General features: G+C 69.1%; 10 protein-coding genes and 1 tRNA gene. 7 read left to right on the top strand and 4 right to left on the bottom strand.

All coding sequences use genetic code 11. The annotated features are described in order from the left end of the window. The 3 genes from eno (at window position 1) to OOK07_RS43695 (ending at window position 3,503) form a co-directional block, all read left to right on the top strand. Window positions 1-1,287, top strand: a complete 1,287-nt coding sequence (gene eno, locus OOK07_RS17235) for a phosphopyruvate hydratase (RefSeq protein WP_266683572.1) — start codon at window positions 1-3, stop codon at window positions 1,285-1,287. A 124-nt stretch (window positions 1,288-1,411) separates the two neighbouring features. Further along, the gene (locus OOK07_RS17230) at window positions 1,412-1,888 is read left to right on the top strand and encodes an FtsB family cell division protein (protein ID WP_266681175.1); all 477 of its coding nucleotides are present in this window, start codon (window positions 1,412-1,414) and stop codon (window positions 1,886-1,888) included. A gap of 25 nt (window positions 1,889-1,913) precedes the next feature. Beyond that, complete coding sequence (locus OOK07_RS43695; RefSeq protein ID WP_406311863.1) at window positions 1,914-3,503, top strand: DUF501 domain-containing protein; 1,590 nt, start codon at window positions 1,914-1,916, stop codon at window positions 3,501-3,503. Window positions 3,504-3,507: 4 nt separating this feature from the next. Here the strand turns inward: OOK07_RS43695 and OOK07_RS17215 are convergent, their stop codons facing one another. Further along, a complete protein-coding gene (locus OOK07_RS17215; protein ID WP_266681173.1) occupies window positions 3,508-3,777 on the bottom strand; it encodes a type II toxin-antitoxin system RelE family toxin in 270 nt (89 codons plus the stop codon). Next, window positions 3,774-4,046: a type II toxin-antitoxin system Phd/YefM family antitoxin gene (locus tag OOK07_RS17210; RefSeq protein WP_266681171.1), complete on the bottom strand. Its 273-nt coding sequence runs from the start codon at window positions 4,044-4,046 to the stop codon at window positions 3,774-3,776. The genes OOK07_RS17215 and OOK07_RS17210 overlap by 4 nt, the downstream gene beginning before the upstream one ends. Before the next feature lie 539 nt (window positions 4,047-4,585). Here OOK07_RS17210 and OOK07_RS17205 point away from each other — a divergent pair. Further along, window positions 4,586-6,004 (top strand): NAD(P)/FAD-dependent oxidoreductase, encoded by a 1,419-nt coding sequence (locus OOK07_RS17205; RefSeq protein ID WP_266797277.1) that lies wholly within the window; start codon window positions 4,586-4,588, stop codon window positions 6,002-6,004. Between the two features lie 205 nt (window positions 6,005-6,209). Then, entirely contained in the window at window positions 6,210-7,505 is a 1,296-nt protein-coding gene (locus OOK07_RS17200) for a class I SAM-dependent methyltransferase (RefSeq protein WP_266797274.1), read from the top strand. 66 nt (window positions 7,506-7,571) lie between these two features. Here the strand turns inward: OOK07_RS17200 and OOK07_RS17195 are convergent, their stop codons facing one another. Then, window positions 7,572-10,100, bottom strand: a complete 2,529-nt coding sequence (locus tag OOK07_RS17195) for an ABC transporter permease (RefSeq protein ID WP_266797272.1) — start codon at window positions 10,098-10,100, stop codon at window positions 7,572-7,574. Continuing rightward, a complete protein-coding gene (locus OOK07_RS17190; protein ID WP_266797270.1) occupies window positions 10,100-10,954 on the bottom strand; it encodes an ABC transporter ATP-binding protein in 855 nt (284 codons plus the stop codon). Before OOK07_RS17190 ends, OOK07_RS17195 begins: the two co-directional genes overlap by 1 nt. A gap of 403 nt (window positions 10,955-11,357) precedes the next feature. Here OOK07_RS17190 and OOK07_RS17185 point away from each other — a divergent pair. Together OOK07_RS17185 and OOK07_RS17180 are read left to right on the top strand one after the other, a co-directional pair. Then, a tRNA-Leu gene (locus tag OOK07_RS17185) sits at window positions 11,358-11,444 on the top strand. Window positions 11,445-11,576: 132 nt separating this feature from the next. Beyond that, window positions 11,577-12,752, top strand: a complete 1,176-nt coding sequence (locus OOK07_RS17180; protein ID WP_266797269.1) for a 4-hydroxybenzoate 3-monooxygenase — start codon at window positions 11,577-11,579, stop codon at window positions 12,750-12,752. Window positions 12,753-12,943 lie beyond the last annotated feature (191 nt).

The raw sequence follows: 12,943 nt of genomic DNA, 5'->3' as shown, positions 1-12,943 counted from the left end.
ATGCTCGTGCCGTCCATCGACGTCGTCGTAGCCCGGGAAATCCTGGACTCCCGAGGCAACCCCACGGTCGAGGTCGAGGTCGGCCTCGACGACGGCAGCACGGGTCGTGCCGCCGTTCCCTCCGGCGCCTCCACGGGCGCCTTCGAGGCCGTCGAGCTCCGCGACGGTGACCCCAACCGCTACCAGGGCAAGGGTGTCGAGAAGGCCGTCCTCGCCGTCATCGAGCAGATCGGCCCGGAGCTCGTCGGCTACGACGCCACCGAGCAGCGCCTGATCGACCAGGCCATGTTCGACCTGGACGCCACCGACAACAAGGGCTCCCTCGGCGCCAACGCCATCCTCGGCGTCTCCCTGGCCGTCGCCCACGCCGCCTCCGAGGCCAGCGACCTCCCGCTCTTCCGCTACCTGGGCGGCCCGAACGCGCACCTGCTGCCGGTGCCGATGATGAACATCCTGAACGGCGGCTCGCACGCCGACTCGAACGTGGACATCCAGGAGTTCATGATCGCCCCGATCGGCGCGGAGTCCTTCTCCGAGGCCCTGCGCTGGGGCGCCGAGGTCTACCACACCCTCAAGAAGGTGCTGAAGACCAAGGGCCTGTCCACCGGCCTCGGCGACGAGGGCGGCTTCGCCCCGAACCTGGAGTCCAACCGCGCCGCGCTCGACCTCATCATCGAGGCCATCAAGCAGGCCGGTTACATCCCCGGCGAGCAGATCGCGCTCGCGCTCGACGTCGCCGCGTCCGAGTTCTACAAGGACGGCAAGTACGAGTTCGAGGGCAAGTCCCGCTCGGCCGCCGAGATGACCGAGTACTACGAGGAGCTGGTCTCCGCGTACCCGCTCGTCTCCATCGAGGACCCGCTGTACGAGGACGACTGGGCCGGCTGGAAGGTCATCACCGACAAGCTGGGCGACAAGGTCCAGATCGTCGGCGACGACCTGTTCGTCACCAACCCGGAGCGCCTGGCCCGCGGCATCGAGGAGGGCACCGCCAACGCCCTGCTCGTCAAGGTGAACCAGATCGGCTCGCTGACCGAGACCCTGGACGCCGTCGAGATGGCCCAGCGCAACGGCTTCAAGTGCATGATGTCGCACCGCTCAGGCGAGACCGAGGACGTCACCATCGCCGACCTCGCGGTCGCGGTGAACTGCGGCCAGATCAAGACCGGCGCCCCGGCCCGCTCGGACCGCGTCGCCAAGTACAACCAGCTGCTGCGCATCGAGGAGATCCTCGACGACGCCGCGGAGTACGCGGGCCGCTCGGCCTTCCCGCGCTTCAAGGTCTGACCTCAGGGCCGACCTTCAGGTCTGACCCTCCGGGGTCAGTCCTCAGCCAGTCGTACGTACGTCCCCGTACCGGTCCCGTACCGTGTGCGGGGACGTACGCGCGTGTGAACGGGAGGCGGGGAAGATGGCCGTGAAGGACCGGGACCGGTTCTCCACCGCGACGAGGATCAAGCTGCTCGGCGAGCAGACGGCGGCCCGTGTCTACCGCTCCCAGACCAAGCGCCAGGCCCGCCGCTCGCGCCTCACCGGCCGGGCGGCGCTGCTCGCCCTGGTCCTGTGCTCGCTGGTCGTCGCCCTCGCGTATCCCATAAGGCAGTACGTCTCCCAGCGCTCCGACATCGCCGACCTCCGGCGGCAGAAGGCACAGGCCAAGGAGCGGGTCGAGCAGCTGCGCGACCTGAAGGCACGCTGGCAGGACGACGCGTACGCCGAGCAGCAGATCCGGCTGCGGCTGCACTATCTGATGCCGGGCGAGACGGGTTACATCGTCATCGACCCGAACGCCGCCAAGCAGTCGCGGGCCGAACTCGGCGCTGCCGACCGCCCCTGGTACACGAACGTCTGGGACGGGGTCGACAAGTCAGACGCCTCCGACCAGTGAACCGACAGAGGAATTCAGCACAGGCATGGAAACGCCCCCGCCGCCCACCCCGCGCACCGAGCCCACCGACGCGGATGTCGAGGCCTTCAAGCAGCAGCTAGGGCGGCCGCCGCGCGGGCTGCGCGCCATCGCGCACCGCTGCCCCTGCGGTCAGCCGGACGTCGTGGAGACGGCGCCGCGCCTGCCCGACGGCACGCCCTTCCCGACGACGTACTACCTGACGTGCCCGCGCGCCGCCTCGGCGATCGGCACGCTGGAGGCGAACGGCGTCATGAAGGAGATGACGGAGCGGCTGCAGTCCGATCCGGAACTCGCCGCCGCGTACCGCTCCGCGCATGAGGACTACATCGCGCGTCGTGACGCCATCGAGGTCCTGGAGGGCTTCCCGAGCGCGGGCGGCATGCCGGACCGGGTGAAGTGCCTGCATGTGCTGGTGGGCCACTCGCTGGCCGCGGGTCCGGGCGTGAACCCCCTCGGCGACGAGGCACTGGCGACGCTGCCGGAGTGGTGGCGCAAGGGGCCGTGCGTGCAGCCGCTGCAGGCCCCGGACCCGGCGGACGAGTTCCCCGGCGAGGCGCAGGACGAGGCCACGGACGCCACCGCGATCCGCAGCGGCGTCTTCGCGAAACGGCCGCTCGTCCCCGAGGGCTTCAGCCGGGTCGCCGCCGTCGACTGCGGTACGAACTCCATCCGCCTGCTCGTCGCGGACGTCGCTGTGTCCACTGGCGCCTCCGGGGCGGGGGCGACCGGCGAACTGCTGGAGCTCGACCGCCGCATGACCATCGTCCGGCTGGGCCAGGACGTGGACCGCACCGGCCGGCTGGCCCCCGAGGCGCTGGAGCGGACGTTCGCCGCCTGCCGCGACTACGCGGAGGTGATCCGCGAACTGGGCGCCGAGAAGGTGCGGTTCGTGGCCACGTCGGCCTCCCGGGACGCCTCGAACCGCGACGAGTTCGTACGGGGCGTCGTGGACATCCTGGGCGTCGAACCCGAGGTCATCTCCGGTGAGCAGGAGGCCGAGTTCTCCTTCACCGGGGCCACCAAGGAGCTGACAGGCCGCGACGACATGACCCGCCCCTACCTGGTCGTGGACATCGGCGGCGGCTCGACCGAGTTCGTCGTGGGCGACGACCATGTGCGCGCGGCGCGCTCGGTGGACATCGGCTGTGTACGGATGACCGAGCGGCACCTCGTGAGCGACGGCGCGGTCACCGACCCGCCCACCGAGGACCAGATCGCGGCGATGCGGGCCGACATCGAGCGGGCCCTCGACCTCGCCGAGGAGACGGTCCCGCTGCGCGAGGCGCGCACGCTGGTCGGACTCGCCGGATCGGTCACCACCGTGTCGTCGATCGCGCAGGACCTGCCCGAGTACGACGCGGACCGCATCCACCACTCCCGGATCTCCCTCGACAAGGTCCGCGAGATCACCGAATGGCTGCTGCACTCCACGCACGCCGAGCGGGCAGCCGTCCCGTCCATGCACCCGGGGCGCGTGGACGTCATCGCGGCGGGGGCCCTCGTACTGCTCTCGATCATGGAGCGGATCGGGGCGGAGGAGGTCGTGGTGAGTGAGCACGACATCCTCGACGGGATCGGCTGGTCTTTGGCCTGACCGCCTACAGGTTGCGGTACACGTCCCGCCGGTCGCCTACCTTGACGACGAGGATGACGAGCTCACCGTCGTTGATCTGGTAGGCGACCCTGTAGCTGCCGACCCTGAGCCGGTAGAGCCCGGACGGGCCGGTGAGTTTCTTGACGTCGGCGTCCTGGCGGTACGGGTCGTCACCGAGTGCGGTCAGCGCGGTCAGGATGCGCATGGCGTCGGGCCGGCTGACAGCCCGGAGTTGCCGCTGCGCCGCCGTGGTGAACCGGAAGGCGTACTTCACGCCGCATCGCCGTCCTGCTCGGTGAACAGGTCCGCCAACAGTTCGGCCATCGTCACTGTGGGGCCGCCCTCGGCCAGCACCGCTTCGGCTTCGCGGGCCAGCATGACGTCGGCCGCTTCCTCCAGTGCCTCGAAGTCGGCGATCGGAACCACGGCTGCCACCGGAGCGCCGTTACGCATGATGACGGTCGGAACGCCTTCCTCGGCCCGGTTGATGTGGTCGGCGAGGTGCGCGCGGGCTTCCCGCACGGTCACGGTGTTCTCAGTCATGGCGTCAGTGTACACGCATGCGTGTACACGCGACCATGTTCGGGGAGTCGCGTTCGTTGGTGATGCTCGACGGCATCGCGTGGTCGGTGGTCTAGGTCTCCTTCGTTACCGATCAGTAGCTCTCGGACGAGCAGGTCGGATAGCGTATGAGCGCGGTCGTGGGGCCTCTCGGGACCCTTCGGTGACGCGCCGCCGGGAAAGTTCGTGAAGTTCTTCACAAGGAATTCCGCCCGGTGGAAGCACCAAAGGGCGCCCGGTTGGGCCTTCCGGGGGTCAGTATGCCCTTGAACGCGTTCAATAGGGGCAGGTGAGGGGGCGCGAGAGGGCCTCCCGCGGAAGTCTTTCGGAGGGCCTCACGACCACCTTCCGGACCCGGAGGGGCAGCTCACGCGGCATTGACAACAGGACGTACCGCTCTCGGAACCCCCCGGCCTGCCGTGGCCTGCGTCACGTGGGTCGCGGAGGATAACACACCCTCTGCAAGAGCTTGTGAAGGGGCGCACGAGCGACCCCCCTGGGGCGGGTGGATACTCGATGGCATGAGCACCACGGAGCGTCCCAGGATCCTCGTAGTAGGCGGTGGGTACGTAGGCCTGTACGCAGCTCGGCGTATCCAGAAGAAGATGCGCTACGGCGAGGCGACCGTCACGGTCGTCGACCCCCGGTCGTACATGACCTACCAGCCCTTCCTCCCCGAAGCCGCCGCCGGCAACATCTCCCCGCGCCACGTCGTCGTCCCGTTGCGACGCGTGCTGCCGAAGGCGGAGGTTCTCACCGGCCGGGTCACCACCATCGACCAGGACCGCAAGGTCGCCTCGATCGCCCCGCTGGTCGGCGAGGCGTACGAGCTGCCCTTCGACTACCTGGTGATCGCGCTCGGCGCGGTCTCCCGCACCTTCCCGATCCCCGGCCTCGCCGAGCAGGGCATCGGCATGAAGGGCATCGAGGAGGCCATCGGCCTGCGCAACCACGTTCTCGAGCAGCTCGACAAGGCCGACTCGACGAACGACGAGGACATCCGCCGCAAGGCGCTCACCTTCGTCTTCGTCGGCGGCGGCTTCGCGGGCGCCGAGACGATCGGCGAGGTCGAGGACCTGGCCCGCGACGCGGCCAAGTACTACAAGAACGTGTCCCGTGAGGACATGCGCTTCATCCTCGTCGACGCCGCCGACAAGATCCTTCCCGAGGTCGGCCCGAAGCTGGGCGCCTACGGCAAGGAGCACCTGGAGAGCCGCGGCGTGGAGATCTACCTCTCCACCTCGATGGACTCGTGTGTCGACGGGCATGTCGTCCTGAAGAACGGCCTCGAGGTCGACTCCAGCACCATCGTGTGGACCGCGGGCGTCAAGCCGAACCCGGTGCTGTCCCGCTACGGCCTGCCGCTGGGCCCCCGCGGTCACGTCGACTGCGCCCCGACCCTCCAGGTCCAGGGCACCGACTACATCTGGGCCGCCGGCGACAACGCCCAGGTCCCCGACCTCGTCGGCCGCAAGGCGGGCAACGAGAACGCCTGGTGCCCGCCGAACGCCCAGCACGCGCTGCGTCAGGCCAAGGTCCTCGGCGACAACGTGATCTCCGGTATGCGGGGCTTCCCGCAGAAGGACTACAGCCACGGCAACAAGGGCGCCGTCGCGGGTCTCGGCCTGCACAAGGGCGTCGCGATGATCGTCATGGGCAAGATGAAGATCAAGCTCAAGGGCCGTCTCGCCTGGTACATGCACCGCGGCTACCACGGTCTGGCCATGCCGACCTGGAACCGCAAGGTCCGTGTCTTCGCCGACTGGACCCTCGGCATGTTCCTCAAGCGCGAGGTCGTCTCCCTCGGCGCGATGGAGCACCCCCGCGAGGAGTTCTACGAGGCGGCCAAGCCGGTGCCGGTAGCCGCCGCGGCGAAGTCGGAGAAGACCGAGAAGACCGAGAAGACCGAGAAGACCGAGGAGAAGGCCAAGGCCTCCTGACCTTCGGTCACTGAACGACCCGAGGGGTCTCCCGCCATCCGTGGTGCGGGAGGCCCCTTCGGCGTTTCCCGGAACGAACCCTTGGTGTATGGCTGCTACATCTTTTTTGCCCAGTCGTAACGCCAGTGGGGGACTGCGCAGCCACCGCTTTTTTGTTTACGTGGTGTTGGACATTCCGGGATCGCTCCTCACGGAGGTGTGCGCCATGGCTGACGCCGCGCTGCGGCTGAAGAGCCTCGTCGAACAGTTGCTGGGGGTGCCGCTGTCCCTGCGCATCCGCGCCTGGGACGGTTCGGAGGCCGGGCCGCCGGGCGCGCCCGCGCTGGTCGTGCGCAACCGCCGGGCCGTGCGCCGGCTGCTGTTCAAACCGGGAGAACTGGGTCTCGCCCGCGCCTGGGTCGCCGGGGACCTCGACATCGAGGGCGACCTCTACACGGCCCTCGACCTGATCTCGACGCTGGTGTGGGAGCGCGGCGAGGACCCCAGGAGCCTCCTGGAGGCGCTCAGGGACCCGCAGGTGCGGGCCGCCGTCCGCGGGCTGGTGAAGGTCGCGGGACTGCCGCTGCCGCCCGCACCGCCCCGCGAGGAGGTCCGCAGAGCCCGCACCCATCTGCACACCAGACGCACCGACAAACGCGCCATCAGCCATCACTACGACGTAGGCAACGACTTCTACGAGATCGTCCTCGGCCCGTCCATGGTGTACTCGTGTGCCTACTGGCCCTCCCCCGACGCCACCCTCGAACAGGCGCAGTGCGACAAGCTGGAACTCGTCTGCCGCAAGCTCGGCCTGACGCCCGGTCAGCGTCTGCTGGACGTCGGCTGCGGCTGGGGCTCGATGGCCATCCACGCCGCGCGCGAGCACGGTGTACGTGTCGTCGGCATCACGCTCTCCCAGGAACAGGCCGCGTACGCCCGCAAGCGCATCGCCGACGAGGGGCTGACCGACCGGGTCGAGATCCGGGTGCAGGACTACCGGGACGTCGCCGACGGCCCGTTCGACGTCATCTCGTCCATCGGGATGGCCGAACACGTCGGCGCCGAGCGGTACCTGGAGTACGCCGAGGACCTGTACCGGATGCTGCGGCCGGGCGGCCGGCTGCTCAACCACCAGATCGCCCGCCGGCCCGAGCGCGACGAATCGGCGTACAGCATCGACGAGTTCATCGACGCGTATGTGTTCCCCGACGGTGAACTCGCCCCGGTCGGCACCACGGTCACCCAGCTCGAACGTGCCGGGTTCGAGGTGCGCGACGTCGAGTCGATCCGCGAGCACTACGGGCTCACCCTGCGCCGCTGGGTGGCCAACCTGCAGGCGGACTGGGCACGTTCGGTACGGCTGACCAGTCCGGGGCGCGCCCGCGTCTGGCTGCTGTACATGGCCGCCTGCGCCCTCGCCTTCGAGCGCAACCGCATCGGCGTGAACCAGGTGCTGGCGGTGAGAGCGCCGGAGGACGGCGCGTCGGGGATGCCGCTGCGCTCCCGTACGTGGGGTGCGTGAGACCCCGTACGAGCATGCGGTCGGGGCCCCGTCCGGTCACCGGACCGGGCCCCGACCGCCGTACCGCTACTCCGACTTGATGGCCGTCAGCATGTTCAGGCGGGCCGCGCGCCGGGCCGGCCACAGGGCGGCGAGGATGCCGACCGTCGCGGCCAGGAGGAGGAAGACCGCCATCCTCGTCCAGGGCAGGACCAGTTCGTACGTGGCCATCTTGGTGCCGATGAGTTCGCCGGCCGCCCAGCCGAAGAACACGCCGAGACCGATGCCGAGTACACCGCCGAACAGGGAGATCACCAGGGACTCCAGGCGGACCATGCGCTTGATGCCCTTGCGGTCCAGGCCGATCGCGCGGAGCATGCCGATCTCCTGCGAGCGTTCGAAGACCGACATGGCCAGGGTGTTGATGACGCCGAGGACCGCGACGATCACCGCCATGGCGAGCAGGCCGTAGAGCATGTTCAGCATCAGCGTGAACACCTTCGCGATGTCGTCGGACAGGTCCTGCCTGCTCTGCACCTTGATGGCCGGGTTGGTGCCGAGGGCCTTCTCCAGCTTGTCCTTGGCCGTGCCGGAGGCGCCGTCGGCCGTCTTCACCAGGACCTGCATGTCGCCGGGGTCGGTCATGTGCGGCGTGACGGTCCCGCTGTCGACCAGGATGCCCTGGATGAACTCGTTGCCCTCGTAGACGCCGGAGACCGTCAGCCGGGACGACTTCCCGTCCTCGTAGTGCGCGGTGAAGCTCGAACCCTCCTTCCAGCCGTGGGACTTGGCCGTCTCCTTGTCCACGACAGCCCGCGTGCCGCCCACCTTGAGGGCGCCGCTGTCCACCTTCAGATCGGTCAGGCCGGCGATCGCCGCGCCGTTCACCCCGGTCAGGGACTCGCCCGTGCCGTCGATGCGCGAATAGACGTTGCGCAGCGGGCTGGTGGCGGTCACCTCGGCGGTGGCGTTGAGCTTCTTGTCGACGTCCGGCGAGAGCTCGTTGCCGTTCGCCATGGAGACCACGTAGTCGGCCCTGATGGCGGACGAGGCCATCTTGTCGATCGACTTCTGCAGGCTGCCCGCCATCACCGTCATACCGGTGATGAGGGTCAGCCCGATCATCAGCGCGGAGGCGGTGGCCGCCGTACGGCGCGGGTTGCGCACCGAGTTCTGGCGGGCCAGCTTGCCCGAGACACCGAAGGCTCTCAGGAGCGGCGACGCGGCCGCGATCAGCGGGCGGGACAGCAGCGGCGTGAGGATGAAGACGCCGATGATGAGCAGGACCGCGCCGAGGCCCATGGGCGCCTGCCCGTCCGAGCCGTCCATCGTCGTGGCCGCCAGGACCACCGCGATGCCGGCGGCGCTGAACAGCGCGCCCAGCGTGTTGCGCAGCACCAGGGACTTGGTCGTCGCCTTCGCGTGGACGCTGCTCATCGCGGCCACCGGCGGGATCTTCGCGGCCCGGCGGCCGGGCAGCCAGGCGGCCAGCATGGTGATGACGATGCCGACCACGAGGGCGCTGACGATCGTGCCGGGCGAGATGACCAGCGGCCCGTCCGGGACCGTGGCACCCAGGGTGTTCATGAGGGAGCGCAGGCCGGCGCCGACGCCGATGCCCGCGACCAGTCCGGTCACGCCGGCGATCGCACCGACCACGAAGGCCTCGATGAGCACGGAGCGGGTGACCTGGCGGCGGGAGGCGCCGACCGCCCGCAGCAGCGCCAGCTCCTTGGTGCGCTGGGCGACCAGCATGGTGAAGGTGTTGGCGATGATGAACGTGCCGACGAAGAGCGCGATACCCGCGAAGACCAGCAGGCCCTGCTTCAGCCCGCTCATCGACGCGGAGATCTGCTCGGCCTGGTCGTCGGCGAGCTGCCTGGCGGTGGTGGTCTCCACCAGCTTCGTCCCCAGCGCCTTGTCCAGTCCGGCCTTCAGCGCGGTCTGGGAGGTGCCGGAGGCGGCCTTCACGTCGATCTCGTCGTACGTGCCCGCCTTGCCGAACAGCTCCTGCGCGGTGGGGGTGTCGTAGAGGGCGAGGCTGCCGCCGGCGGCGACGTTGCCGTCGTCCGTGGTGAAGATGCCGGTGATCGTCGGCGTGAGGACCGGGCCGTCGACGGAGAGCCGGACCGTGTCACCGACCTTGTACCCGGCGCGGTGTGCCGTCTGCGAGTCGATGGCGACCTGGTTCCTGCCGTGCGGCGCGCTGCCGGACGTCAGCGGGTAGCGCGGGTCCTTCGTGCCCCAGTAGTTGCCGCCCTGCGACTGGAAGCCGCCGCCGATGAGCTTGCCGTCCTTGTCGGCGATGGCGGTGAAGCCGTTGACCACACCGATCGCGGACGCGGCCCCCGGCACCTTCGCGCTCCGGTCGAGCACCGCCCGGGTCAGCTCGGGCGTCTTGCTGATCGTGTTGCCCTTGTCCTCCTGGGACTTGGCCTGCACGGCGACGTCGACCTGGCCGAAGCCCTTGGCCGAACTGTTCTGGTACGCGTCCGAGATGGTGTTGGTGAAGACCAGCGTCCCCGAGACGAACGCCACGCCGAGCATCACGGCGAGCACGGTCATCAGGAGCCGGGCCTTGTGCGCGAGTACGTTGCGCAGGGCGGTGCGGAACATCAGCTGGTACGGCCCTTCGTGTCGAACCCGGGGGTCTGGGGCCGCGCGGCGGAGTCACCGGTGTGACCGCCCGAAGGGAACTGCCGCATGAAGTCGAGGACCTTTTCGGCCGTCGGCTGGATCATCTCGTCGACGACCCTGCCGTCGGCCAGGAAGATGACCCGGTCCGCGTAGGCCGCCGCCACCGGGTCGTGGGTCACCATGACCACGGTCTGCCCCAACTCCCTTACAGAGTTGCGCAGAAAGCCCAGTACCTCGGCGCCGGCGCGGGAGTCGAGGTTGCCGGTCGGCTCGTCGCCGAAGATGATGTCCGGCTTGGAGGCGAGGGCGCGGGCCACGGCGACGCGCTGCTGCTGGCCGCCGGAGAGCTCGGCGGGCCGGTGACCGAGCCGGTCCCTGAGGCCCACCATGCGGATCACGGTGTCCAGCCACTGCTTGTCGGGCTTGCGGCCCGCGATGTCCATCGGGAGAGTGATGTTCTCCAGGGCAGTCAGCGTCGGCAGCAGGTTGAACGCCTGGAAGATGAACCCGATCTTGTCCCGGCGCAGCTTGGTGAGGTGCTTGTCCTTCAGCGATCCGAGCTCGGTCTCGCCGATGCGCACGGAGCCGGAGGAGAAGGTGTCGAGTCCGGCCACACAGTGCATCAGCGTGGACTTGCCCGACCCGGAGGGGCCCATGATCGCGGTGAACTCTGCCTGGTGGAAGTCGGCGGAGACCCGGTCGAGGGCGACCACCTGGGTCTCGCCCTGTCCGTAGATCTTCGAGAGATCCGTGGCGCGTGCGGCCACGGTGCTGGTGGCCCGGCCGGCTGGGGGCGCCCCCGGACGAAGTCTGGGGGAGGGTGTGGTGGTCACGGGAAGTAGCTCCTCGCGGGACGACGTCTTGAAGGGACGTGTTCCATCGTGGTGGCTGATCCTTGCCGTGTAGTCAGCCGCTGTTCCGGTTCCGAAGGCAGACTCGGGTCGGACCCCCGGCCCTCGTGTCATACCTGGGGATGACGGGCACCCCTGACAGCCGCGGTGGGTAAGCGCTTGCGTCAAGAACCGGTGGAGCGCCCTCGTTCGGGCGGTGAAATTCCGTCATTCCGTATGCGCGGGCGACCGCCGCACGTAAGGCTATTGGCAAGTGCGGATGGCCCAGGCCACGGGCTGATGCACCCTCAGAAGTCAATAAAATAAGACAACATCGGTCCGACGTTCCGCTGTTCGGGGGATGTATCCCGATAGGCTCGGAACCTCGATGCGGAGCCCATGGCCTGCCCGGATGGTGGAATGCAGACACGGCGAGCTTAAACCTCGCTGCCCCTTCGCGGGCGTGCCGGTTCAAGTCCGGCTCCGGGCACCATCACGTCGTTCGCTCACTGCATCCTGCATCGAAGACTTCACCGCGCGACCCGTTGACAGCGGGCCCGGTCGGGCGGAAACTCCCTTCGAAAGTTGGTGAAGTAATTTTCACTGGACGAACAAAGGATGCGGGATGCGCACCACCGTAGGCATCGTCGGAGCCGGCCCCGCCGGACTGCTCCTGGCCCGGCTGCTCCACAACGCCGGAATCGACTCGGTCGTGCTCGAAAGCCGCGACCGCGCCTACGTCGAGCAGCGCCAGCGCGCCGGGATCCTCGAACAGGGCACGGTGGACGTGCTGCGCGCGGCCGGTGCCGGTGAGCGCATGGACCGTGAGGGGCAGCGGCACGACGGCATCGAGCTGCGGTACGCCAGGCGGCGTCATCGCGTGGACTTCCCCGCCCTCACCGGCGGACGGTCCGTGATGGTCTACGCCCAGACCGAGGTGTGCAAGGACCTCATCGCCCTGCAGCTCAAGGAGGGCGGACCGCTGCTGTTCGAGGCCGAGGCGCTGGCCGTCGAGGGCGCGGACGGCGACAGCCCGCGGGTGCGGTTTCGCCACGAGGGCCGCGAGGACGTCCTGGAGTGCGACTACGTAGTCGGCTGCGACGGCTTCTGGGGGGTCGCGAGGAAGGCGGTCCCCGCCGAACTCACCCGGATCTTCGAGCGGACGTACCCCTTCGGCTGGCTCGGCATCCTCGCCGACGTGCCGCCCTCGCACGACGAACTCGTCTACGCCCGCCACGACCGCGGTTTCGCCCTGCTGTCCATGCGCTCCCCGTCCGTCTCCCGCCTCTACCTCCAGGTACCCGAGGGCACGGACGCCGAGGCGTGGAGCGACGACGAGATCTGGGCGGAGCTGGAGCGCCGCTTCGAGACGGCGGACGCCTGGCGGCTGGAGCGCGGGGCGATCACCCAGAAGTCGGTGACACCCATGCGGTCCTACGTCCACGAGCCCATGCGTCACGGCCGCCTCTTCCTCGCCGGCGACGCGGCCCACATCGTGCCGCCGACGGGCGCCAAGGGGCTGAACCTCGCCGTGGGGGACGTCGTCACCTTCGCGCGGGCGCTGACGCACCGGAAGGAGACCGGCTCGGACGAACTCCTGGACGCCTACTCGGCGACCTGCCTGCGCCGCGTCTGGCAGGCCGAGCGGTTCTCGTACGACATGACGACCATGCTGCACCCGGCCCCCGGCGCCACCCCCTTCGACGCCCGGCTCCAGCTCGCCCGCCTCGACCGCATCGCGACCTCCCGCGCAGCCGAGACCGACCTGGCCGAGGGGTACACGGGCTTCCCGCTGGAGTGAAGGGCCGGGCGAGGTACACGTGACATAAGGGAGTGATCTCCGGCCGGTTCCGGCCATGTCGCGGATCGGTCATGAATGGGCCCCTGCGGTGGGGGGAATCACGGACCCGCGTAGCGTGTTGCGCAGCACGACGAGGGAAAGATCCTCCCCAAGCACTAGGGTCAATCCTTTGCCTGTCCATTACCCTTGAT

The organism is Streptomyces sp. NBC_00078 (assembly GCF_026343335.1).
GTDB lineage: Bacteria > Actinomycetota > Actinomycetes > Streptomycetales > Streptomycetaceae > Streptomyces.
Note: the sequence above shows the minus strand (reverse complement) of the source record. Positions and strands in the feature narration are given on the sequence as shown.